Here is a 22,892-nt window from a genome sequence, read left to right as displayed (position 1 = left end):
TATTTACTTGCAGTTTGGAATGGAATCCCAAATGGAGGTACTTACCATACAATCGAATACGCCCAAGGAAAAAGTGCATCAATCCAAACAATTGACCCAAATCGACACATGCAATGAGACCAATATTAATTGGCCTCATTTTTCTATGTGTTAGATTATATAAGGAAAGGATGGATTTAGATGACTTATGAAGTGATTCATTACTGCCATGTACTACCTACTTTTCACACTGTAGAATCTGGACTTACTTTGAAAGATGCTCAAGATAAAGTAAAAGAATTAGCAACAAAACACAAGTACAGTAAACACGCAATGGATTGTTGCAAATTCTATGTTCAACCAGAAATAAAATAATACAATGCATAAAGGATTGAAATAAAATGACTAAAGAAAAAATTAATGTATATTTAGACGATAAAAGAGACTGTCCCAAAGGATTTACAATTGCAAGAAATATGGAGAAAGCAATTGAACTCCTTACAAACTATGATGTTCAAATTCTTTCACTTGACCACGACTTAGGAGAAGATGAGAATGGGAAACTACTCCCTACTGGTTATGATTTCGTGAAATATTTCTGCTTACACAATTTATTTGTTGAGAAAATTTATATTCACACTGACAATCCACCAGGTCGTCAAGCTATGTATGAGACGCTGAAAGGTGCTCAAAGACGAGGTTTTATTGCTGAAGATATTAAAATACACCATTACTCAATCACAGTGAATAGATACTCTGGCGAATAAAACGTGCTCGCAATAGAATTTAATAATAATGTTCTTCCTTTCTTATTATGATACAGCAGACATTTATTTAAGAGAGGATGAGCATTGCGATGGCAAAACCAAAAACAATAAAAGGAACTGTTGGAGAAAAGACAGTTGAATATAAAGAAATGACTATGAAGGAATATTTTGTAGTTTTCATTACTACATTAGTAGGAATCTCTATCCCTACAGCAATGATTGCATTTTTCTTTGTTAAAATCACAGAACTAAACACATTCATATCAATTGGAATTGGATTAATTATGACAATTTCATTAGTATTTTTATTTGGATGGCACAAACCTGCTTATGCAAATGAAAAGAAATCAGATGAAGATGATGACGAGTAAGAGGTGTATCTATAAGGATGCATCTCTTTTTTATATTCATAAATGTTAAAGCATGATAGTCCCTACTATTTTACATTTTGGTTACATTTACCATGTAAATTGTATTTATTTGATATAATAATATCCGAAATTAATGAATATAGGAGGTTTTATTTTGGCTAATAAAAATAGAACTAAGCAGAAACAAAATAATAAATCACAAAACACTCAACAAGTACAAGAAACACCTGATTCTGCCTCTACAAAAATCAACAACAATGAAGCAAAAAGTAATAATGAATTCTTTAAGATTGTAAGTCAAGCAACCCTTATTGTGTTGTTGTTAACAGCACTAACTTATTCGTTTACAGCCCTGTTTAAATCAGGATATCATCATTATTATCAATTAAATGATTACTCCTTATTAACAATTGATACAAGTGATTTTGTTCATTTCTTTTTAGTATCATTTCGTTATCTATTCCCCCTAACAGTAGCTTATGTTGTTGTTAGATACATATTCTTAGCACCTGAATTTTTCCTCAGAAAAGGTGGAGTAAAAAGTATAACAATTGCTTTTGTTATTACACTTTTATTTGTACCTATTTTTATATCTTGGATTTTTAATATAGACAAGTTCCATAACATATATATATTGGCATGGGCATTTGTTACAAATTGTATAGTTTTTTATCAATTCTTCTCACCTAAAGTCCAATCTATATTACAATTTCTTCTAACACCAATTAGACCTTACAAAGCCTTTTTTATTCTCAGTGCTTTTATATTTTTAGGAATTGGCTCATATAGGTTAGGCTTTGATACAGCAAAAAAACAAGAAGAATATTCAATTGTTACTCAGGGTGAAGAAGACCTTATTGTGATTAGTACCAAAGGCAACAGTTTAATTACAGCCCCTTTCAATAAGGATACAAATACAATAAAATCAACCTTTACTGTTATTCCTATGAAAAATCAAGTAAGTTTAAAGACTACAACACTAACTAAAAATTTAAAAGTAAAATCCGACATATAAACAATATGAATACATAAAAAACACCTTATTTGTCTTTAGGTATTTTTATGTATTCAGTACTTCCTTATCACTCACTAAAACAATATAATTTCTTTATGCATCCCAACTAAGTCTTATAATGAAATGATATAATCACATTAACAAATCATCTTAAAATGTTTAGGAGGAACACTGTTGATTGAAACATTATTAATAAAATTTTACAAACAAAATCTAAGTAATTATGCATTAGTATACAAACATATTCTCATTAACATCATCATTGCAGTTATAATAATTTTTCTTTCTGTACTAATTCCAGCCCCCTATATTATTCATAATAACCAAGAGTTTCTATTAATATCTATATCTTTCTTTATTTCATTAATAGTAGCTGTTATGTCACTAAGTTTATTAATTAATCTTCCTGCAATAAATTTTACCAGGAGATTTTATAAAATAAAACTACGTAGTTCAGAGTGGGAACTTTTTCGTTTATATTTATTAAAAGAATATTTAGTTGAAACTAAATTCATAGATGCTGAAAATAAAAATACAAAAGAAAACAAGGAAACAATTGAAATGATTATTTCTTTATTCCAACAAAAACTTGAAAATCGACAAAAGAATAAACCTTTTTCGATTTTGGGTTCATACTTTAACACTACTATTGTATTTTTAATTCCCATTTGGACCGCATTTAACAATCAAGTATACTTTAAAGAAGTTACCCTAAATGAAGCAATTCATAACATAGGAACTATTTTTTGGGTGGTACTACTTTTATTTGTTCTGTTCTGTATGATTAAAATATATAAAATACAATATAAATTTCTTTACCCTGACTACAAATTGCAAGAAATCATATACATGCTTTCACAATTGCAAATCATACATAATAATGACAAGTTTTCACAAAAACATATACCTCAAGACCAAAAGGACAAAATTAAAACCATGGTAAAAGATTACAATTACAAGAAAACAAGGAATAATCAAAAAGAAAGAAATACCACTTCATTTTTAAAAAGATATTCTTATTTCAAATGGAAGTGATAAAAAATAAAAGCACCTATTATTAGGTGCTTTTTAATACAACTTCTTCCCCTTTTAGACTGAAATCGTCTTATATGTATTCCCGTCAATAACTAATCCATTCAGTTGACCATCAAAGACCGCTCCCCCATCAATTCCAATCTTTGTCTTACATGGAGAAATCCAAACATCATTGGACTTATCTTCATTTAATACTCTTGTAATAGTATGACCAAATACAATTATTTTTCCTGTTTCATTTATACCATAATGAAATGGTTTTCGAATCCAACTAAAATCCTTTTCGGATGTGTTTTTCCAATCGGATAACGCAAGATTCACTCCTGCATGTACAAATATAAAATATTCTGTTTCATAAAAATAAGGCATGTCTCTTATAAACTGAATGACCTCTGGATATTTCTCTTTCATTAAGTTTGCAAGATGTTCAGGCATATGTCTAATAGATGCCTTTTCTCCTAAAAACGAATCTATTGTAGCATTTCCACCTTGATTCAAGTAAAATTCCCCCTCATTTACAGGGTCATCTATAAAATTCAAAAACAATTCTTCATGGTTACCTTTTAAAAAAATAGCATCATATTGTTTCTTCAAGTACATAGCTAAAATCAATGTTGATTTTGATTTCTTTCCTCTATCGAGCAAATCACCTAATTGTATCAGTCTATGTGTATCTCTATCCCACTTTTTTAACAAGGTTGTAAATTCTAATAAACATCCATGAATATCCCCGACCACAAAGAATCTATCTAATACTTGCTTAACTTGAGTTATCTTCACAACTTCTGAATGGTTCATTTGTGTATCTCCTATCATCTACTTTATATCAAAATAAAGCTTAGTTTGTCATTTCATTTATAGCTTGTACAAGCAAAATTTCATCACAAGCATACAAACCTGAAGTATTAATATTGTTGTACTCAACAACTTTAAATCCATTATTTGTCTCTGCAATATCAATTACAAATGCATTTGCTAATGGGAATTGGTTAATCATTTTCATTGTGTAGGAAAGTAATTCATCAGAAGGTTTACGGACAGTGCTCATGACTTTATTTTCTTTATAACAAGAACTTGTCACGATGTTCTGATTGATGACAAAGAAACGATATTCAGCTTGTATTTCTTGTATAGGAGAAACCATTAATTTTTGACCAAGATAAGGACTATCCTCCTTACATTCTCGTTTCTGCCATGCCAAAAATTCTTCTCTTGTCACCGTTTGACCTGTAAATAACTTTGTATTCCCTGTAGGTCGAATAAAGAACTCCTCATCTATCGGATTTAGCTCCCATAAATCACCTACAATAAAATCTTTGTTTAACAGTTCATCTCCCAATACTTGCTGAAATACTTCAAATTCAAATTGGTCATTCATAAAAGAACCAGGCTCCAAATTCATTTCTTTCGCTATATTTGCAAGGGTTTTAGAACCATATACCATTACTTGTTCATTACAAATAAAATTATTTAATACTCTATCAGAATCATCTCTTGGTATTTTACTTTCCTTATCAATCACTGTTAATGAATTATCTTTGTCTACTCTTACAATCAAATACTCTATAGAACACTTTTCCAATGCATTTATAATTCGAATCGTATTGGGATTATAATTTAGAAACTCTTGTACTAACCATTTCATTTCTAATTCTCCTTTTTTATATCCATTTATGAATCATAGAAACATCCTGTTATTAATATGCAGAAGAGATATGATTATCCCTTCTACACCATATGATTAAGCTGAAAACCTTACTGTTTCCAATTCGTTAATTCGAAGAGCATGTAAATAACCACCAAAGACCGCTCCACCATCAATACCAATTTTCGTTTTGCATGGAGATACCCAAACATTACAATTATCATCATCATGATGCAGATACGGAGTAGGCGTATGACCAAAAACAATCACTTTTCCAGTTTTGTTTTTTCTCTTATGAAATGGTTCCCGAATCCATAAAAAATCTTGTTCTCCTGATTCTCGCCAATCTGGAAGAATTAAATTAACACCTGCATGTACAAAAATATGACTATCCGTTTCATGATAAAGAGGAAGATTTTGAAGGAATTCTACTTCTCTTGCAAATTCTCTCTTTATATAGCCTGTCAATTCTGTCAGATTTTCGAATTCAAAGTTTGGTAAAAGTGTTGCAAGGGTTTCTCTCCCTCCATTCTTAAAGTAAGACTGCGTATATTCAAATGGCATATTTAACCACTGTAAAAACATAGCTTCATGATTTCCTTTTAAAATAATAGCTCCATACTCTTCTTGTAATTTCATGGCAGTTAAAATACACCCTAAACTATCTGGTCCCCTATCAATTAAATCACCTAATAAAATAAGTTGCTCTGTTTCTCGATTCCAAGACTTAAGTACTTCATCTAAATTCTCTTTACACCCATGTAAATCACCCACTACAAAAATACTTTTCTTCATTTCTATCACTCCTCTAAATTTTATATTTTAATTCCCTTATAGATAAATAATTTAATTTTTATTACTGAATTTCTCTTGGTAATCTTTAAATACATTCTCGAAATACGATAAGCTTTCGTTTCCTCTTTTAATGAATTTTGATTGCCATCTTAATTCCTCTAATAATTCTTTCCAAAAACGCTCATCTGACTTCGTAGCTCGATTTTCTACAAATTCCTTTTCTAAATAAATTAATTTACTGATAGTCATTCGATGTAATGCTTTCGCTTTTAACTTTTGCATGATTTTCATCTGTTATATCTCCTTTTGATAAAAAGAAAGAGAGAATTATCTCCCTCTCTTTAATAGTTCACTCGGCAATTTTGCTTCCCTACAATTTCTTGCATCTTCGTAATCATTGTTAAATTGAAATGAGTGAAGTTTACTTTGTACGTCTTACCCCCAAATATGAAATAAACAGGCACTGTACTATCTTCTGACTCATATTTCTTTAAATAATCTCGCACTTGAACAAATTGATTTCGAGCAGTATTCACATTACGAGAGCCTGAAAGAACAATCTCTTTTGGATTTCCATCATTACCAACATCATGGATATCAATCACTCGTTTTACCATGATTTGTGTGCCTCGGTCATCCTCTTCAAATTTGCCTTCAACCGCAATGATACTACCTTCATGTAACAGACCTGCACTTTGCTCTAATACGTTAGAGAATGCAACACACTTAATCTCCCCTGTTGTATCTTCTAATTTAAATACATTAAGAGGTTTATTGTCTTTTTTCGTGTAGTACGTTTCGATTTCCGTAATAATACCTGCAACACGAATAGATTTTTTATAAGAACGAACTCTATCTGCTTCATCTTTTTCATCTGTATCTTGTAAGAACCCAATCTCACAAAATTCTTCTTCAGCTAACAATGTTTCATACGAATCAAGAGGATGTGCTGAAATATAAAACCCTGCAAACTCTTTTTCCTTTTCCAATTTAAAATCAATGTTAAACTCTGTTAATGTAGGAGTTAATACCTCTCTGATTTTATCTTGGCTTAATAACGGAATATCAAAGATAGACAATTGTCCTGATTGATAGTCTTTTCGTTCTTGTGAAGCTACCAATAGTAAAGCATCTAACATCATTAATTTCGAATTACGTGTACCTTCAAAGCTATCGACTGCACCTGAGAAGATTAATGCCTCTAATACTCTTCTATCCACTTTTTGATATTTTGCCATTCGAACCGCACAATCTTGGAAATTACGGAAGTCTCCTCTTGTATCTCGTTCCTCAATTAAACGAATTGATATTTTACCCATATTTCGAATACCTTGTAAGCCAAATCGAATAGAATTCCCTTCAACCGTAAATACTTCTCTTGATTTATTTACATCTGGTGGTAAGACATCAATCTTTTGTCGTTTACTCACAGCCATGTATGCTTTGATTTTATCTGACATTGTGATAAATGAATTTAAAGTAGCACACATATATTCTGTTGGATAGTAATATGCTAAGAAACCTGTTTTAATTGCAATATTCGCATAACCTGTTGCGTGAGATTTATTGAATGCGTAACGTCCAAATTTCTTCATTCGTTCCCATAAGGCAATTGCAATATGTTCATCAATTCCATTTGCAACACAACCTGTAATTCCTTTTTCCTCTGAACCGTGTACAAAGTATTCACCATACTCATTTAAAAGGGCTTCTACTTTCTTTGCCATCCCTTTTCGAATGGTATCTGATTGTCCTCGTGTAAAGTTTGCTAATTCACGAACGATAAACATACATTGCTCTTGATATACGATGATGTTGTAAGTCGTTTCTAAAATAGGTTGCAACTGAGGAACATCATATTCAATTCCTTCAGGCTTTAACATGTTTTTAATGTAATTCGGAATTTCATCTAAAGGACCTGGGCGGTACAACGAAATCCCTGCAATTAAACGTTCAAACAATTGTTTCCCCATTTCAGCATCTAATGTATGTGCATCTTGGAATAACTCCATCATGAAGTTTGTCATTCCTGCACTCTCTAATTGGAATACCCCTGCCGTATTACCTTTTGCAATGTATTCATAGACTCGTATATCATCGAGTGGAATACTTTCAAGTGTAATAGGTTCTAATCCTAACTCTTTTCGTTTCTTATTAATATCAATAAAGGCTCGTCCCATAACACCCATTGTACGAAGACCTAAGAAGTCCATTTTTAGCAAGCCCATCTCTTCACATTCATCTTTGTTATACTGAGTTGTATGCTCATAGGCTCCTGTATCTGTGTTCTCTAATAGAACCTGAGGAATATGGTCTGTTACGGCACTTGGGGCGATTATGACACCGCAAGCATGTTGTGATACGTTACGAGGTAAACCTTCAATACGAAGAGCAATATCAACAATTTCTTTTACCTCTGCATCAGAATGATACATATTATAGAATTCTGGACTCTCATTCAATGCTTTGTTTAATGTCATACCTGGTTTTTCAGGGATGGCATTTGCAATCATATTTCCTAATGGTTTATCTAATACACGAGCTACATCTCTAACAGATACTTTTGCGGCCAATGTACCAAATGTAATAATTCGAGAAACTGCTTCTTCTCCATATAATTCTTTCACATAATCAATTACTTCTTCACGTCTTGTATCCTCGAAATCAATATCAATATCTGGCATTGAAATTCGGTCAGGGTTTAAGAATCGTTCAAAAATAAGTCCATATGGAATTGGGTCAATATCCGTAATATCTAAAGCATATGCAACTAAAGAACCACAAGCAGAACCACGACCAGGTCCTACTAAAATACCTCTCTCTTTTGCAAATCGAATAAAGTCCCATACAATAACGAAATAACCTGGGAACCCCATAGTTTTAATTGTTTCAATCTCAAAGGTTAATCGTTCTCGATATTCTTTACTTTTAAATTCTTTCTGCCCTTTAAATCGTTTCGCAAATCCTTCCCATGCTAAATGTTCAAAGTAATCCGCTTGCGATTCGAATCCTTCTGGTAGAGGGAATTCAGGTAGATATATTTCTCCAAGTTGAATGTCAATGTTGATTCTTTCTGCAAGGTCAAGTGTATTATCAAGTAACTCTGGCATATCCCAAAACAAACCTTCCATTTCTTCAGAAGTGTGAATGTGATAACCACTCCCTGGAAAGACCATACGGTTTGGGTCATCCATTGTTGTTTTCGTTCCAATACATAACAGGATTTCATGTACAGAAGCGTCCTCAATTTCTGTATAATGGCTATCTGAAGTCGCAATTGCTTTTAAACCAAATTCTTCAGCCAATTGAAGCAACGCAGGATTTACAACTTCTTCCTCTTCACAACCATGTCTTTGGATTTCAATGTAGTAATTTTCCTTACCAAAAATATCAATCATTTTTTGTACTGTTTTACGAGCTAAATCCATGTCTCCCTTAATAATCGCTTGAGGGACAAGCCCCCCTAAACATGAGCTTGTTGAGACAACACCTTCACTATATTTTTCTAACCATTCCAGTTTTACATGAGGTTTATAATACTTATTCTCAAATCCCATACTTGTTAACTTAACAAGGTTACGATAACCCGTTGCATTAATCGCAAGTAACAACTGATGTTTACCTTCTTTTTTGCCATCTAAATTTTCAATATATGCTTCAAAACCTAATATCGGTTTTTTATTTGCTTTTTTCATTTTTTTATAGAAATCTAACGTCCCGTACATAACACCGTGGTCAGTAATCGCACTTGCCCACTCCGTTTTTGCAACCATTTCATGAATTTTTGTTGCACCATCCAATAAAGAATATCCTGTATGTCCATGAAGGCTGACATAACGTACAACATCTAACACATTTCCATTTACAACTGCTCTAAACATTTGTCTGCGTTCGAATAAGTTTCGATTGTTCTTTTCAAATTTATTTAGAGGCAATGTACAGATAAGTTCAAAATTATCATCTTTATTCTTTTTTACCGCAACTTTATCTCCTTCGAGATGCAGTTCAACGATAGTTCCTTTTTCAATGCTTAAATTAGGAAATACAACTTGCACATTACTCTCTCCTCTCCTAAATTTACGTTGACTATAGTTAATATAGATTTATTTTACATTAACTATAGTCAAAAAGTAAAGAAGAAAGAAGACTTCAGATAAAAGAAAAAAGAGCCGATGGATAACTTCCATACGACTCTTCTACTTATTACCTTGTAATTTCTCTTTTTAAAACTCTTGTTAATTCTTTGTTAATATCTGATGGGTCACAAGAAATTACCGATTTTTGATACATATCATTATATACATCTATCGTTTCTTCTCTATGTCTTTTGCTTCCGAAACAAATAGATACAACCTTTATGCCATTTTTCCTCGCTTCTTTCACAGCATCTTTTACATCTGCTTGTCCTAACTTTTGCGATGGGTAAGCAGATGGTAGACCATCTGAAAGAATCACTAATAAACGATTTCTTTCTGGACGTTGTAGTAACTCCTTAATAGCGATACGAATAGAAAATCCATCCATATTTCCACCATTAGCTTCGAAATACGCATTCCATGATTCATTGAATTTACTATCATTAGAAAACTCACTTACAGTTGTATGCATTACATTTCTTCCACTTGCTCGAAAGATAGTTGATTTAAAGGGAATAAAACCTTTTATCCCTTCTTCAATTACTGCACAAGCCTTTTGAGAACAAGATACTTTATTATTGTTCTCATCCACCCTATCCATCATAGAACCTGAACCATCAACTAACATGTATGCTACATAGTCCGTTGTTTGTGGTTGTCCTTTTTTCAAGAATACATTGTAATCTTTTGTCCCCACTTTCCAAATCGAAGACGTATCAAGTATTCCTTTTCTTCTATGTCTGGAATCATATGTTTTTTTATTTTTAAATATTTCCTCTATTTCTTTTCTAAATCGTTTTCCATCTCTTTTTATATCTTCCGTTAACTCTCTATTTCTCTTTGTGATGGGAGATATAGTAAGTGTTGGCTTTTGTTTTCCGTATTTATTATCACTATATGCCTCCTGTACATCATTTACTTCTTTTTTTGTCACACCTTTATCTATCTTGGCTTTTTTCTTAGATTCTTCCTTTTGCTTATCCTCTTCCTTTTTTGCATTTTTTAAAGCAAACTCAGCATCTTTCATTGCATCCTTTCGTACATTTTCAATGATATTTTCTACAATACTATTATCTGAAATTGAATTTGATTTAGATTCATTTGAATCTTCTGTAGAATCATCTTGTTTACTTGTATTGTTTACATCGGATTCCTCTTCTGTTCCTTCTTGTGTTTCTTCATTTTCAGTAGAATCTTCACCTTCCGTAGAATCCTCATTACTTTCACTTGTTGAGTTAGCTTCACCTAAACGCTCTTCTTGTTTTTGGTCGCCTTCTTCTCCCTTCATATCACCTAAAATACCATTACCAGCCCCCTCATTTTGTTCCTGTTCTTGAGAAGAATCATCCTTATTTTCTTCCTCGGATTTAAAATGAACTGAAATTGCATTTCCTGGATTTTCAGATGATGTTGTATCAGGATTTTCACAAGTATATTGTGTGTAATCTGACATGTCATCTACAGACATTTGATTCCCTTCATCCTTTAACAACTCTGCAAGATAAGGAGCTGTGATTTCAATAATTCTCATGCATCTATTTGCACAACCTTGTGCCGTAGATTCATTGATGCCTTTAATCGTCATTGTTTTTATCTTATTTAATTCTTTTTCCATTCTTGTATTTTTATAATGTACCTCAAAATCTTTTGGGAATAGACCTGTTACAGAATAGCTTGTAATTGAATATAAAAAATCTTGTAATTCATTTTCTTTTCTTATAGGCTGTTCTTTCCAAAGAGTAGCATTTAAGAATTGAATATGTTTTTTATATCCTTTTTTTCTATTGCACAAGCGTTTTTCGATACGACCATCCTCTACCGAGTTTAGTACATGTTTCGCAATTTTCATCCCATGATTTTGATGGATTTGAAATTTTTCATTTAAATACTCAGAACCATCTTTTAAGAACATTTTTAGAACCCTGTAGTCAGAGGATTTTATATGCTCTGCTTCATGTCCTGTTAGAGCCTTTAATGCTGAAAAAATCTCTTCATATGAAAATGATTTCTCTACAAAAATTTCAGGAAGTCCCACCACGATTTTCTTAAAATCGGTATAACTACTTCCCCCAACATTTAAACTAAATGGAATATCTGTTCTTCCTAATAAATTGAAAATAACCATGTTGAGTTGATTATAAATTGATTTTCTGTTAAAATAATCTATGATGTTTTTTGTTTTGTTACTATGTTGTATCATAACGAAAAATATCTCCTTTTTAATTGATTTTTTGAATACCTGTTGAAGACGGAGTGACGGAAATCACTCCGTTTTCTTTTTATGCAAGTTCATTATCAATTACATTCATCACGTAATATCTATAGTCCTCATCTTCAATTCGGTTTGCCACATTATCAATGATTGCTTCTTTCAATCCTAAATCCTCTGCTACTTCTAATGCAGAAATAAACCCTCGAATTGTTAAGCAATTTTTTGAGATTTGACCACCTTCTACCATTGCAAAAATATTTTTATAAATCTTATCCGCATCTTGAATATCAATTAACGTTGCAGATGGAACACGTACTCGTAACGTTTCAATAATGCTTTTATTAGATGGGAATAAAATTGGTGTAAATCTATCCATAGTCGCCTCGTTCAAAGGATTGGTTCCTATGTAATCTTTATTCATTGTTAGCATGACACCAAAGTTTTGCCCTGCTTCTACCCAACCATATCCAGGCACTTGCATAGCTCCACGGTCATCAACTGCTGAGTGAATTTGCACTAACACAGATGGGTCAACAGTATTCACCTCATCTAAGTTTATAAAAGCTCCAATTTCCATTGCTTCTACAAATGCTTCTTTCTCAAAAATCACATTTGAAAATGGTTTTCCGTCTTCATTTGTTCCTTGTTCAAAAGACTTAGAACCAAGTAAATCCATCTTATCGAATTGGCTATTTAAAGACACTTCAAACAATGGTCTTTGATAAATCCACGCTAAAGTTCGAACAAACACGTTCTTTCCTGTACCTTTTTCTCCTTCTAAACGTAAATGTTTTCCTTTATTTGTATACACAACAGCTTTTTTTACTGCTCCAAATGTATCTTTGAATAAAGTCTCAGGTTTTTTAGGAATACGGTTTACCACATCCTCTTCATACTTTCTATATGTTTCAAAAGTAAGAGCAATATGCTTTTCAGAAACATCATTACTTCGAAGATATGATTCAATTGCTTCTAACTCCTCTTTTTCTATTCCAACTCTATTCATTACTTCTTCTTTTATATCTTGGAGTGTATTTATATCGTCTGTTTCAGCTACTTGATTAACAATAGACTCATCAATTTTAAAAGAAACTGTATATGTAGTTGGTTTGATATCTATTACTTTACCCACTACTTCATTTAACACTTGCAATCCTTTCTTTAAAGATTGAACTGATTCATCATTACTACTCAGGTTTACTTCACCTGCGGGCTCACCTTGAAATAACGTAGTGATTTTATCTGCCACTTTTTTAAATGAGACTAACGTTGTATCACCTTGTTGAAAGGCTTTCATCACTTTTGCTTTCCCTGTATATTGTCGAAGGGCTCCTTTTACAATTACCTCACGTTCCAATATTTTAACAGAATGACTCATATCTTTATCTACAACTCCTTCTTCATTCTCCTCATCTATCATCACACCTATTGTTAAACCAATCTTTTTTATCCCATTACTTAAGTCAAAAGATGGGTGAAATTCTATCGTTCCTTCTATACTGTCATTAGTCATTTTAGCATGTAATTCTTTATTTGATATGCCTGTATGTAATGAAAGAATGTTTCCTAATACGTGACCTAATTTATTACCTCTTGAATCTACACATTTTACTGCTAATTTATCTTTTGGATGATTTGGGTCTTTTATCAATTCTACCTTTGTACCCACTCTAACATAATCCAAATTCTTTGCTCCTACCACTGCTACATGTACCTTTTTCATTTTCATTCTCTCCTTTTTATACAATTTATAAAAATACCTGTTTCTTATAATCTCTTTATTATAGTAATATGAAGCGTTTTTTACTAAAAGTTATGAAGGTAACTTTTATTTGAATTACAAAAGAGAAAGGCAGGATTTTACCCTACCTTTTTCTCCATATATTCACTTCCAAATGATGTTTTTTTCTCTACTACAATACCTAAACGAGTCATCTTAGTTAATTCGTTAGCAATATCAACCATTGATACATTTCTTCCTGCTCTTTCGTTAATATCTTCATGAATTTTTGGAAGTTTCCCCATTTTAATAGGTAAAAACTCTTTTAATACTTTACTTAAATCATTCTTTTCCATATCCTCGATAAACATATGAAACTCGTCAAATGGGTCAAGCATATGTGGTGATTTTGTAAAGGTTGTACGGAATCGAACCGCAAATGTTTTAGGTAATGTTGCAGAGGAGACAAAACAATGACCTGATGGTAACTCTGGTAAACGTTTCATTTCATCTTCTGTCAAATTCGTTTCTTTTCGAACCATTTCCATATCGTCTGCTGTATTTAAACGATAGATAAATTTTGTATTCAACTGTGCCACAATTGTCGGGTCTAAAGCATCTGGTTTTTGTGTACAGAAAATCTCAAACACACCATATTTACGAGCTTCTTGTGCAATCTTTTTCAACACCTTTTTCGTAGGTGAAGAATGACGTGGTGCAAAGTTATGTGCTTCATCAACAATAACGAAAAACATTGGAAAGAACTCAGGTCTCTCTCCACCATGTTCTTGATAATCTTGATAGTCTCTACGTTTTTTATAGAGTTTTTTTAGAATATATGAAGCTACCATTTGTTGTCGTAACATATCTCCTCGAATCACTGCAATTTTCCCTTGCTTCATCGCAGATTCTACACCATCAACATCGCCTACAAAAATATTTGTAGATTCTAAAGCATCCAATTTCCAAGATAATGCTTGTAAGGTTTTACTTCCTGAAACCCTATTTTTATTTCTTGTGTAAAGTAACACTTGCTCATCTGTTAATTCATCTTCAGGTGATGTTTGTTTTCCAAATTTAGTACTTGGCTTGGGGTTTTCATGTACTTCAAAAGCTACTTTTAAATTGATAACTTTGTTTTTCAAATGTGCTAACGTATCTCCTTTTTCATATAAAACTTCTAATGCCCCTCGTTGTGGTTCTGTCAATTCTCCCACGAAATCAAATAGACTCATCAGTTCATCCAATTTTAATTCATGGAAATTAATCCCCACATCTCTTCCAATATAAAAAATTTGGTTTCTATCTTGAAAATCATGAACAAGATTACTATCTAAACCATTTAATCCATCCATTGGTTCCACAAAATTCATTTCATTATGAGGGTCAAATGCTACACCTGGAATACGAATCTTTTGAATCTCCTCTTCAATTACTCGTAATCCAAATGTTTTACCTGAACCTGATGTTCCAAATACACCAATATGGGGATATTCTCGGAATTTGCGATAGTTCAACACAAAAGGAACACCCTCTTGATGAACGGCTCCACCGCCCTTCCACAGAGGCGAAATATTTGTTAATTCTTGCGGTAAATTGGATTGCATTTCTTCTGTACCTAAGATAACTCCTAAAGTTAAAGCATCTGATGTTTTTGCATGAATTAATATTTTCTCCATTTCCTTAAATGTGGTATCTCGAACAATTTCATTTGGCGTTACTGGTTTTGTTAAAGTCTTCAAAACTTTTACTCTTGCAATGTGAGTCTTTCTATCATTTACAATCTCTTTTGATAACCCTTTTACAATATCCAATGCAAATCCTTCAGGCATGATAGACTCTGATAAAAATGGAACTGTAGTTGTATTTAAAACTTCAACAGGTAAATCCCCATGTAATTCATCATTAATCATTAAATATTCATTTTGAATAAATGGCTTATCTTGTGAAACAATGTAAACTTCTCGTACTGTGGTTTTCCCCATTACAAATCCTCTATTTGCCACGTTAAAACCTCTCCTTTTCTATTTGTCGTGTCTTACGCTACTTTTAATTCTATTTTTCTTAAAGGAAGCAGGAAGATTAATCTATCTTCTCTGCTATTGTTGTTCCGTTTTCATCTAACTCCATACGAAATACACTGTCAGACACAAGAGGCATATACGTATCCTCATGCGACACGAGGAATGTTTGCCTTCCTGTATAGTCAACTAACTCCCTAATAAGATGGGCTGTATTCTCTGATGGCTCTTTGGAAACATATTTGGTAGGCTCATCTAAGAAGAATCCTGCTTTATTATTGTCTCCCACAAGTAAATTGACTGATGCAAAAGTAGCTAATGAGACAATATCCGCTCTTCCCCCACCATCTTCTTGAGCAGGGTCTGTTTCCACTACTTCATTTGGATACTGTGCTTTTACTAATACGTCTGCAACGGGAACACCACGAGCACTATCTAACTGAATATCTACTGAAAGATTGTCACCCATAACCATTTGCAAGGATGATGTGGCTGTTTGCGAAAGAATCTCTTTTCCGTTCTCTCTTGCTTCTTTTGATGCCCTTTCTAACAACTCTTTCATCATCGCATGATGTTCTTGTTTCCCCTTTAAACTCTCTAAAAGACTTTCATTTTCTGCGAACTGCTTTTCATGTAAATTTAATGTACCTAAATCGGTATGATATTTGTCTTTCATATTACCCAATTCCTTGATAATGTCAGAATAATTCATGTCATCAACTCCCTTTTGTTAAAAATACAAAATCTTTAAAATATGCTTCATCTATTGTTATTGATGAGATTTTTGTCTCTTTATCACATACAGTACATATTGTTTTATTAGCGATTAGCTGATAAGCCATCGAAGAAGAGTTGTCCTTGAAAAACGAGAGTCCAAGCTTCCCCCCACATTCACATTTCGTAATCATACTGATACTGGATATTTTTCTTTTATATATGTAATCACCTTATTTGCATCTACTTTGGCAAAATCCGAATCAATATCAGGTAACTTCGCTTTGGCACCATCATTTACGTTCACGTCTAAAGGAATCATACTTGGTACATTATCTAAACTTTCAGCATACACAACATAAGCCATTAAGCTAAACGATTTCTCAATACCATTGAGGTCTACAACCATCTCATGATTTCGAATCATATTTCGATTATCCTTGGTTTCTGACCAAACTTCCCCATCTCGTGAGATAAATCCACTCTTTCTAAGTTCGCCTGTAAATACACAGTTAATGCTATCAATGTAATTACTCTCATCGGCTTTATACCATACACGAATTCTTTCATTTTTCTTAAACCCTTTTACTATTTCATACAGGTATTTATAGTTTTCGATGATAATCCAATTCTCTATCAATTCTTTTACTGACATACCTAATGTTTTGCAACGTGTATACTCACCGTTTTTAAATGTTTTATAATGAACACTGTATCCGAAACTTGAAGGAGTTAAATGCCCTACAACATCACTGTTCCTATTTTTTGCATATACCATATCCACCACTCCATTTTATTATTGACTATAGTATATAACATATATACTTTTAAGTAAAATATTTTTTATGCAAAAAGGAGCTCTTTTTGAGCTCCCTTTCCTTATTTATGCTATTTCCTTCACATTTTCAATGATTTCTTCCTCTACAAAGCGAATTCTCATAAGAGCTTGTACCATTTCAACTTGGATTTTTTCTCCTAATTCATTGAATAATTTACTACTTGCAAACAGGAATTCTTCTATTGGTTTCTTCTGATTGTACACTGCTAATTTAACATCTTGTTTCAAATCTGTTAAAGAATCAATATGATGAATCCAATTTTTATCCACGATTTCTAATAGAATTTGCTTCATTTGTTCTTGAATTTCATTTTGAACCACAAGCTCTTTTTTCACTTCAAAGGCATCCATACAATTCTGTAATACAGATTCTTTGATTTCTTCAATATCCTTCTGTAATGAATCATCCACATTTACTACACCAACCATTGAATATTTCATTTCTAAAGTACGTTTCATTTCTTCCAATGCAGGTTGTAAATCTTCATCTTGTCCAAATTCTTCATACTTGTGTAGTTTTTCAGCAATTACTGATTCAAAGGCATCTCTGGCCATACTTTCTAACTGTCCTACGATATCAAAGTTTGGTTCTAATACATCGTCCCTTTGCTGATAAATGACTTTTCGTTGTTCGTTAATAATAGAATCGTATTTCATCGTTTCCTTACGAGCATCATAATGCATTGCTTCTAAATTTCGTTGGCACTTACCAATCGCTTTTGTAAGGAATTTATTTTCCACTGCATCATTATCATCTTTAGGCATAAGTGAAATCATTTCCTTAATTTTATCTGATGCAAATACTCGCATTAAATCATCTTCAAAAGAAACATAGAAACGACTAATCCCTTTATCACCCTGACGACCAGAACGACCTCTTAACTGGTTATCAATTCGTCTATTATCATGACGTTCAGAACCAATAACTTTTAAGCCACCAACCTCTGTAACACCTTCACCTAACTTAATATCTGTACCACGACCTGCCATGTTAGTAGCAATTGTAACTGCTCCTTTTTGTCCTGCATTCATAATGATTTCAGCTTCAATATCATGAAACTTTGCATTTAAAACTTGATGTGGGATTCCCTCTTTTGTTAATAAGTCTGATAATTCCTCTGATTTTTCAATTGTCGAAGTACCAACTAATACAGGCTGTCCCTTTGCGTGTGATTTTTTAATATCTTCCACAATAGCAATAAATTTTGCTTTCTCTGTAAAATACAACTTATCTTGCTTATCTTTTCGTTGCACAGGCTGATTTGTAGGAATGACAACAACCTCTAAACCATATGTTTCACGAAATTCAACTTCTTCCGTTTCTGCTGTACCTGTCATACCTGATAATCGCTTATATAGTAAAAAGAAGTTTTGATAGGTAATAGAAGCTAATGTCTTATTTTCTTCTTGAATTCGAACACCTTCTTTTGCTTCCATCGCTTGGTGTAATCCATTCGAATATCGTCTTCCTTCTGACACACGTCCTGTATGCTCATCAATAATAAAGACCTCTCCATCTTTCACTAAGTAATCTTTATCTCTTTTAAAGAAGTAGTGAGCTTGTAGCGATTGGTCTACATGATGACGAATTGTAGTATTCTCTAAATCCGCATAGTTTTTCATACGGAACATCTTTTCTGCTTTTTCCATACCGCTATCAGTCAACATAACAACTCGAATCTTTTCATCTACTGTATAGTCATCCTCATGTAAAGAACGGACAAACATATCTACAATTGCATACCATTGAGAAGGTTCTTCGCCTGGTCCTGAAATGATAAGCGGTGTACGTGCTTCATCTAATAGAATGCTATCCACTTCATCGACAATACAGAAATGTAGAGGTCTTTGCATCTTATCTACTTTTCTCTTCACCATATTGTCTCGTAAATAATCAAATCCAAGTTCTGAATTGGTAATATAGGTAATGTCTGAATGGTAAGCTTCTCGCTTTTCTTCCATTGTTAATTCACCTGTAATTACAGAACTACTTAGTTGTAAGAAATCATATAGTGGCTTCATAATACCTAAATCTCGTGTTGCTAAGTAATCATTTACTGTTACAACATGTACTCCTTCACCACTAAGAGCATTCAAATAAACAGGTAGTGTGGCAACCAATGTCTTCCCTTCACCTGTCTTCATTTCTGCTACATTTCCTTCATGTAAGATAATGCCACCAATTAATTGAACCTCGTAATGCCTCATTCCTAACACTCGACTGGAAGCCTCACGACATACAGCAAATGCTTCTGGCAATAGGTCGTCAACCGTTTCTCCCTTTTGGAGACGCTTTTTAAACTCTGCTGTTTTCCCCTGCAATTCTTCATCTGACAAGGATTTCATTTCATCTTCTAATGCAACAATACTTTTGATTTGTTTTGTTACTTTCTTCACTTTACGTTCAGAATTTGTTCCGATTATTTTATATAAAAGATTCATTATATCCGCTCCTAACTACGTTCTTTATTCCTTTATAGTATCATCTTTCATAAACTATAGTCAATTAATGTATTATATTAAGTAAAAAATATTTTACATCATTCATTGACTATAGTAAAATGTAATTATAAATAATGATGAAGGAAGTGCAATACATAATGAGACCTCGAAAGTTCGAATACTTATTCAGTATTAAGGCTTTTTATAAAAACAAGACTGAATATTTGAATGTAACAGTTCACAATAGGAAAAAGATGAGTGATGAAAAAGATTTTTACAAAATCGCCGAAATGATAACTAAAGACCTTAATGCAGATAAAGTAGTAATAATTGGATGGAAATTCCTAAGAGCAAAACGTGCTTTATAAAGGTGGACAGCTATGAAATCAAAAAGAATACGAGCTATTTTGAAAGCAACAGGATATAACAAAAAAGGGAACTTATATATAAAACCTTGTATTTGCTTCAACTGTAACGGTTCAGGTGTTTGGCATGGATGGATATCAAAAGGAATATATCCTCATGTTGAAACTTGGTATGAACCACCAGAGACTTGTTCTTGGTGTAAAGGAACAGGTACAGATACTGAAGTGACATGCGTTGAAGCTGAAAGAGACATACCATTTCAATAGAAACGAGGAACAATCATGGACAAATCAAAATTAGCATTAGAAGGAATTATCCAAGTGTATCAAAATGGATTTTTAGCAGAATACAAAGAAGATGATAAAAAAGAAATGAGAATCGTTCTTTTAGAATTAATCTTAGAGATTACTCGTGTTCAAAATGACTTTCGCTATTGTAGCAAAAAAAATTGCCCTTGTTGTCCTGAAGTACATATTGCAAAAATGGTAAAGCAGTACAATGACCAATTAAAGAAAATTTTCAATCCATATATCCTATCAGATGTAAGTCCTATCTTAATTTTGGACTACTTAGATAGCTTTAATTTAGAAAACAGTAAGGAGATTTCATAATGAAAGAACCAAAGTTTAAAGGATTTAGCACGGAAACAAATCAATGGCATTTCGGATTTGGATATTACATTAACAATTACACTGATAAATTCAAAGCAGAGAAAGGTATAACTGATAACATCACTCTCTACACTGAATGTAGTCCTGTCATTGTTGAAATGGAATCTGTAGGTCAATATGCCACTACGGTGACAGATATTAACCGTACCCCTCAAGAATTGTTTGCAGGAGATATTATTCGTTTTCGATACAAAGGTGAATGGAACCCTTGGTCTAAACCTATGGTAATTGAATGGGGTGGTGATAAGTATCCTGCATTTGATGTAAAAGGTCATTCATATGATTGCAATTTACTATCACTATTCGTCAAAAGCGGTGAATATGAAATTGAGTGTTTGGGAACTGCTTATGAAAATCCCGAACTACTAACCTCTTATAAATAAAAAAAGTAAAGGATGAAGAAAAATGTTAAACACAAAATCAATTCAAGATATGGCAGATAGATATACAGCATACCAACAATGTTTTCAACATGGAGAATCAGAGAACCCTTGGGATAAAGCCTATGAAAAAGCAGTAGAGTGTATGGATGATATCCCCAAATTAATTGATGAGGTTACCTACTTAAAAAATCTAATTCATGGATTACAACGAGTAAGAGTTCATGCTTGTACAGTTCCATCATCTGATTGTTGGTATAAAAATAGAATAAACGAAGAATTCTTTATTGTTCCTCTAACAGAAGAACACTCAGATAGATATCTTGTATTTGCAAACATTGAAGGTCAAACAAGAACTTGCCCAATAAAAAAAGAAGATGTTTCATTGGTAAGAAGTATTATCTTACTTGATGAAGCTCACCTGTTACTTAATAACCCAAAATAACCACAATAAAAAAACCTATTGCTTATTGCAATAGGTCTTTTATATTCAGAGAATGTAAAAGTTGTATAAAAGCGTTTAAGCTCCAAAAAGTAAAGTCCCTCCTATCATCCATATAAATGGTGTGCAAAACAAAACAGAATTTAATACCATCCCGAACTTCGTCCATCTACTTCCTCCGTTTTTATTGGAAATATAGGCTAAAATAAATCCAATGGGACAAACAATTAATGGAAAGAAAATAGGCAATCCTTCTAAGGGCGTTGGAATCAATTCATATAAAAAATTAATAATGAGCATAGTTAACGCAGTGGGCATTAATATAGATAAAAAAGTTCCTGTTTTATGTACCTTCATAGTGGCATCCCTCCTATAATTTGAAACATATTTATTATTGTATATTATTTAGATTTTACTTATAACGCTCCTTGTTGAACACAATATCATTTATAAAACAACTGTTAATCATCTTCTGTATCTTCATGCAAATAAAAAATCCCCTACTCCTACGTAAGGGATTCTATTAATCTATAAAATTAGAATCGCTTGAATCCTAATAGATGTTTCTTCCAATATGGACTATTGATATCTGAAATTGCGATTGTTGGTTCTTTCGCATTGATAAACTCATGGTCATTTAACATGATTCCAATATGAGAAGGGCCTGCTTTGTATGTGCCTTGGAAGAATACAATATCACCCGCTTGAGGTGTTGCAACTTGTGTGAATCTATTAGAGCTCCAATATCCAGTTACATTCGTTCTACCAATACTAAATCCTGATTGATTCAATACATAGTAAATGAATCCACTACAATCCATTCCACCTACACTTGGATTAGAACCACCCCATACATATTTCATTCCTAAGAATTTCTTGGAGAATTCTAACATCTGTTGTTTATTTCGACTTACGGGTTCTGACACTTGTCCAGTTCCTGTTTGTCCATTATTTCCAGACGTTACATTCCCTTGTTTTGGTGACTCATTTGTTTGAATGGCAAAATCTTTACTAATAAACCCTTTTCGTCCATTAAATGAAATTTCTAACCATCCATTCACTTCTGCCGTAGAAGTTACAACCGCCCCCATATATAATTTACCAAGAATCGTTGAGGCAGTCGTTCCACTCTCACGTACATTCAGCGTTGTTGTATTTATCTTGTAATTGCTTGTTTTAGAAACTTGATTAGGAGTTTCTTTATTACTTGCATCTACACCAATCTTCACAAAATCCTTACTTACAAATCCTGATGTATTATCAAATGAAATTTGATACCAATTCCCTGATTCTCCAGTAATTGTTACATTTTTCCCTCTTGTTAATCGACCAACCTTTCCAAA

General features: G+C 32.8%; 23 protein-coding genes. 10 read left to right on the top strand and 13 right to left on the bottom strand.

Annotation, left to right across the window (positions count from 1 at the left end):
- The first annotated feature begins 180 nt into the window (after positions 1–180).
- The 5 genes from MR160_RS25855 (at position 181) to MR160_RS25835 (ending at position 3,167) form a co-directional block, all read left to right on the top strand.
- Positions 181–354 (top strand): hypothetical protein, encoded by a 174-nt coding sequence (locus MR160_RS25855; RefSeq protein ID WP_176523841.1) that lies wholly within the window; start codon positions 181–183, stop codon positions 352–354.
- Positions 355–380: 26 nt separating this feature from the next.
- Positions 381–746 carry a cyclic-phosphate processing receiver domain-containing protein gene (locus MR160_RS25850; protein WP_098615632.1) on the top strand — a complete coding sequence of 122 codons (366 nt, stop codon included), beginning with the start codon at positions 381–383 and terminating at the stop codon, positions 744–746.
- An 89-nt stretch (positions 747–835) separates the two neighbouring features.
- Positions 836–1,117 carry a hypothetical protein gene (locus MR160_RS25845; RefSeq protein ID WP_242298419.1) on the top strand — a complete coding sequence of 94 codons (282 nt, stop codon included), beginning with the start codon at positions 836–838 and terminating at the stop codon, positions 1,115–1,117.
- Positions 1,118–1,271: 154 nt separating this feature from the next.
- Entirely contained in the window at positions 1,272–2,132 is an 861-nt protein-coding gene (locus tag MR160_RS25840) for a hypothetical protein (protein WP_242298418.1), read from the top strand.
- A gap of 174 nt (positions 2,133–2,306) precedes the next feature.
- Positions 2,307–3,167, top strand: a complete 861-nt coding sequence (locus MR160_RS25835) for a hypothetical protein (protein WP_242298417.1) — start codon at positions 2,307–2,309, stop codon at positions 3,165–3,167.
- A gap of 54 nt (positions 3,168–3,221) precedes the next feature.
- On the opposite strand, the gene MR160_RS25830 is transcribed toward MR160_RS25835, so the two are convergent.
- The 11 genes from MR160_RS25830 to secA all read right to left on the bottom strand — a co-directional run bounded on the left by MR160_RS25830 (position 3,222) and on the right by secA (position 19,690).
- A complete protein-coding gene (locus MR160_RS25830) occupies positions 3,222–3,965 on the bottom strand; it encodes a metallophosphoesterase (protein WP_242298416.1) in 744 nt (247 codons plus the stop codon).
- 40 nt (positions 3,966–4,005) lie between these two features.
- Positions 4,006–4,812, bottom strand: coding sequence for an ATP-grasp domain-containing protein (locus MR160_RS25825; RefSeq protein ID WP_242298415.1), 807 nt, complete (start codon positions 4,810–4,812; stop codon positions 4,006–4,008).
- 96 nt (positions 4,813–4,908) lie between these two features.
- Complete coding sequence (locus MR160_RS25820) at positions 4,909–5,607, bottom strand: metallophosphoesterase family protein (RefSeq protein WP_242298414.1); 699 nt, start codon at positions 5,605–5,607, stop codon at positions 4,909–4,911.
- A 51-nt stretch (positions 5,608–5,658) separates the two neighbouring features.
- Entirely contained in the window at positions 5,659–5,898 is a 240-nt protein-coding gene (locus tag MR160_RS25815; RefSeq protein ID WP_000700015.1) for a hypothetical protein, read from the bottom strand.
- 50 nt (positions 5,899–5,948) lie between these two features.
- Positions 5,949–9,662, bottom strand: coding sequence for a DNA polymerase III subunit alpha (dnaE, locus tag MR160_RS25810; RefSeq protein WP_242298412.1), 3,714 nt, complete (start codon positions 9,660–9,662; stop codon positions 5,949–5,951).
- 148 nt (positions 9,663–9,810) lie between these two features.
- Positions 9,811–11,943 carry a hypothetical protein gene (locus tag MR160_RS25805; protein WP_242298410.1) on the bottom strand — a complete coding sequence of 711 codons (2,133 nt, stop codon included), beginning with the start codon at positions 11,941–11,943 and terminating at the stop codon, positions 9,811–9,813.
- Between the two features lie 79 nt (positions 11,944–12,022).
- Positions 12,023–13,678: an AAA family ATPase gene (locus MR160_RS25800; protein ID WP_242298407.1), complete on the bottom strand. Its 1,656-nt coding sequence runs from the start codon at positions 13,676–13,678 to the stop codon at positions 12,023–12,025.
- A gap of 137 nt (positions 13,679–13,815) precedes the next feature.
- A complete protein-coding gene (locus tag MR160_RS25795; RefSeq protein WP_242298396.1) occupies positions 13,816–15,681 on the bottom strand; it encodes an ATP-binding protein in 1,866 nt (621 codons plus the stop codon).
- A 76-nt stretch (positions 15,682–15,757) separates the two neighbouring features.
- On the bottom strand, positions 15,758–16,408 hold the full coding sequence (locus tag MR160_RS25790; protein WP_242298395.1) for a chromosome partitioning protein ParA: 651 nt from the start codon (positions 16,406–16,408) through the stop codon (positions 15,758–15,760).
- A gap of 192 nt (positions 16,409–16,600) precedes the next feature.
- The gene (locus MR160_RS25785; RefSeq protein WP_242298394.1) at positions 16,601–17,188 is read right to left on the bottom strand and encodes a hypothetical protein; all 588 of its coding nucleotides are present in this window, start codon (positions 17,186–17,188) and stop codon (positions 16,601–16,603) included.
- Positions 17,189–17,293: 105 nt separating this feature from the next.
- Positions 17,294–19,690: a preprotein translocase subunit SecA gene (gene secA, locus MR160_RS25780; protein ID WP_242298393.1), complete on the bottom strand. Its 2,397-nt coding sequence runs from the start codon at positions 19,688–19,690 to the stop codon at positions 17,294–17,296.
- 158 nt (positions 19,691–19,848) lie between these two features.
- On the opposite strand from secA, the gene MR160_RS25775 reads away from it, so the two are divergent.
- The 5 genes from MR160_RS25775 to MR160_RS25755 are packed head-to-tail and all read left to right on the top strand — an operon-like array spanning position 19,849 to position 21,552.
- Positions 19,849–20,058 carry a hypothetical protein gene (locus MR160_RS25775; protein ID WP_242298389.1) on the top strand — a complete coding sequence of 70 codons (210 nt, stop codon included), beginning with the start codon at positions 19,849–19,851 and terminating at the stop codon, positions 20,056–20,058.
- Between the two features lie 12 nt (positions 20,059–20,070).
- The gene (locus tag MR160_RS25770) at positions 20,071–20,322 is read left to right on the top strand and encodes a hypothetical protein (RefSeq protein ID WP_242298388.1); all 252 of its coding nucleotides are present in this window, start codon (positions 20,071–20,073) and stop codon (positions 20,320–20,322) included.
- A 15-nt stretch (positions 20,323–20,337) separates the two neighbouring features.
- A complete protein-coding gene (locus tag MR160_RS25765; RefSeq protein WP_242298387.1) occupies positions 20,338–20,667 on the top strand; it encodes a hypothetical protein in 330 nt (109 codons plus the stop codon).
- Complete coding sequence (locus MR160_RS25760; RefSeq protein WP_242298386.1) at positions 20,667–21,110, top strand: YopX family protein; 444 nt, start codon at positions 20,667–20,669, stop codon at positions 21,108–21,110. Before MR160_RS25765 ends, MR160_RS25760 begins: the two co-directional genes overlap by 1 nt.
- A 22-nt stretch (positions 21,111–21,132) precedes the next feature.
- Entirely contained in the window at positions 21,133–21,552 is a 420-nt protein-coding gene (locus tag MR160_RS25755; RefSeq protein WP_098368952.1) for a hypothetical protein, read from the top strand.
- A 75-nt stretch (positions 21,553–21,627) separates the two neighbouring features.
- Here MR160_RS25755 and MR160_RS25750 read toward each other — a convergent pair whose 3' ends face one another.
- Positions 21,628–21,906 carry a hypothetical protein gene (locus tag MR160_RS25750; RefSeq protein ID WP_242298385.1) on the bottom strand — a complete coding sequence of 93 codons (279 nt, stop codon included), beginning with the start codon at positions 21,904–21,906 and terminating at the stop codon, positions 21,628–21,630.
- Between the two features lie 179 nt (positions 21,907–22,085).
- On the bottom strand, positions 22,086–22,892 hold an 807-nt coding region (locus tag MR160_RS25745), incomplete at its 5' end, for a C40 family peptidase (protein ID WP_242298384.1).

It is taken from the genome of Bacillus cereus group sp. BfR-BA-01382 (assembly GCF_022663475.1).
Taxonomy (GTDB): Bacteria; Bacillota; Bacilli; order Bacillales; family Bacillaceae_G; genus Bacillus_A; species Bacillus_A thuringiensis_S.
Note: the sequence above shows the minus strand (reverse complement) of the source record. Positions and strands in the feature narration are given on the sequence as shown.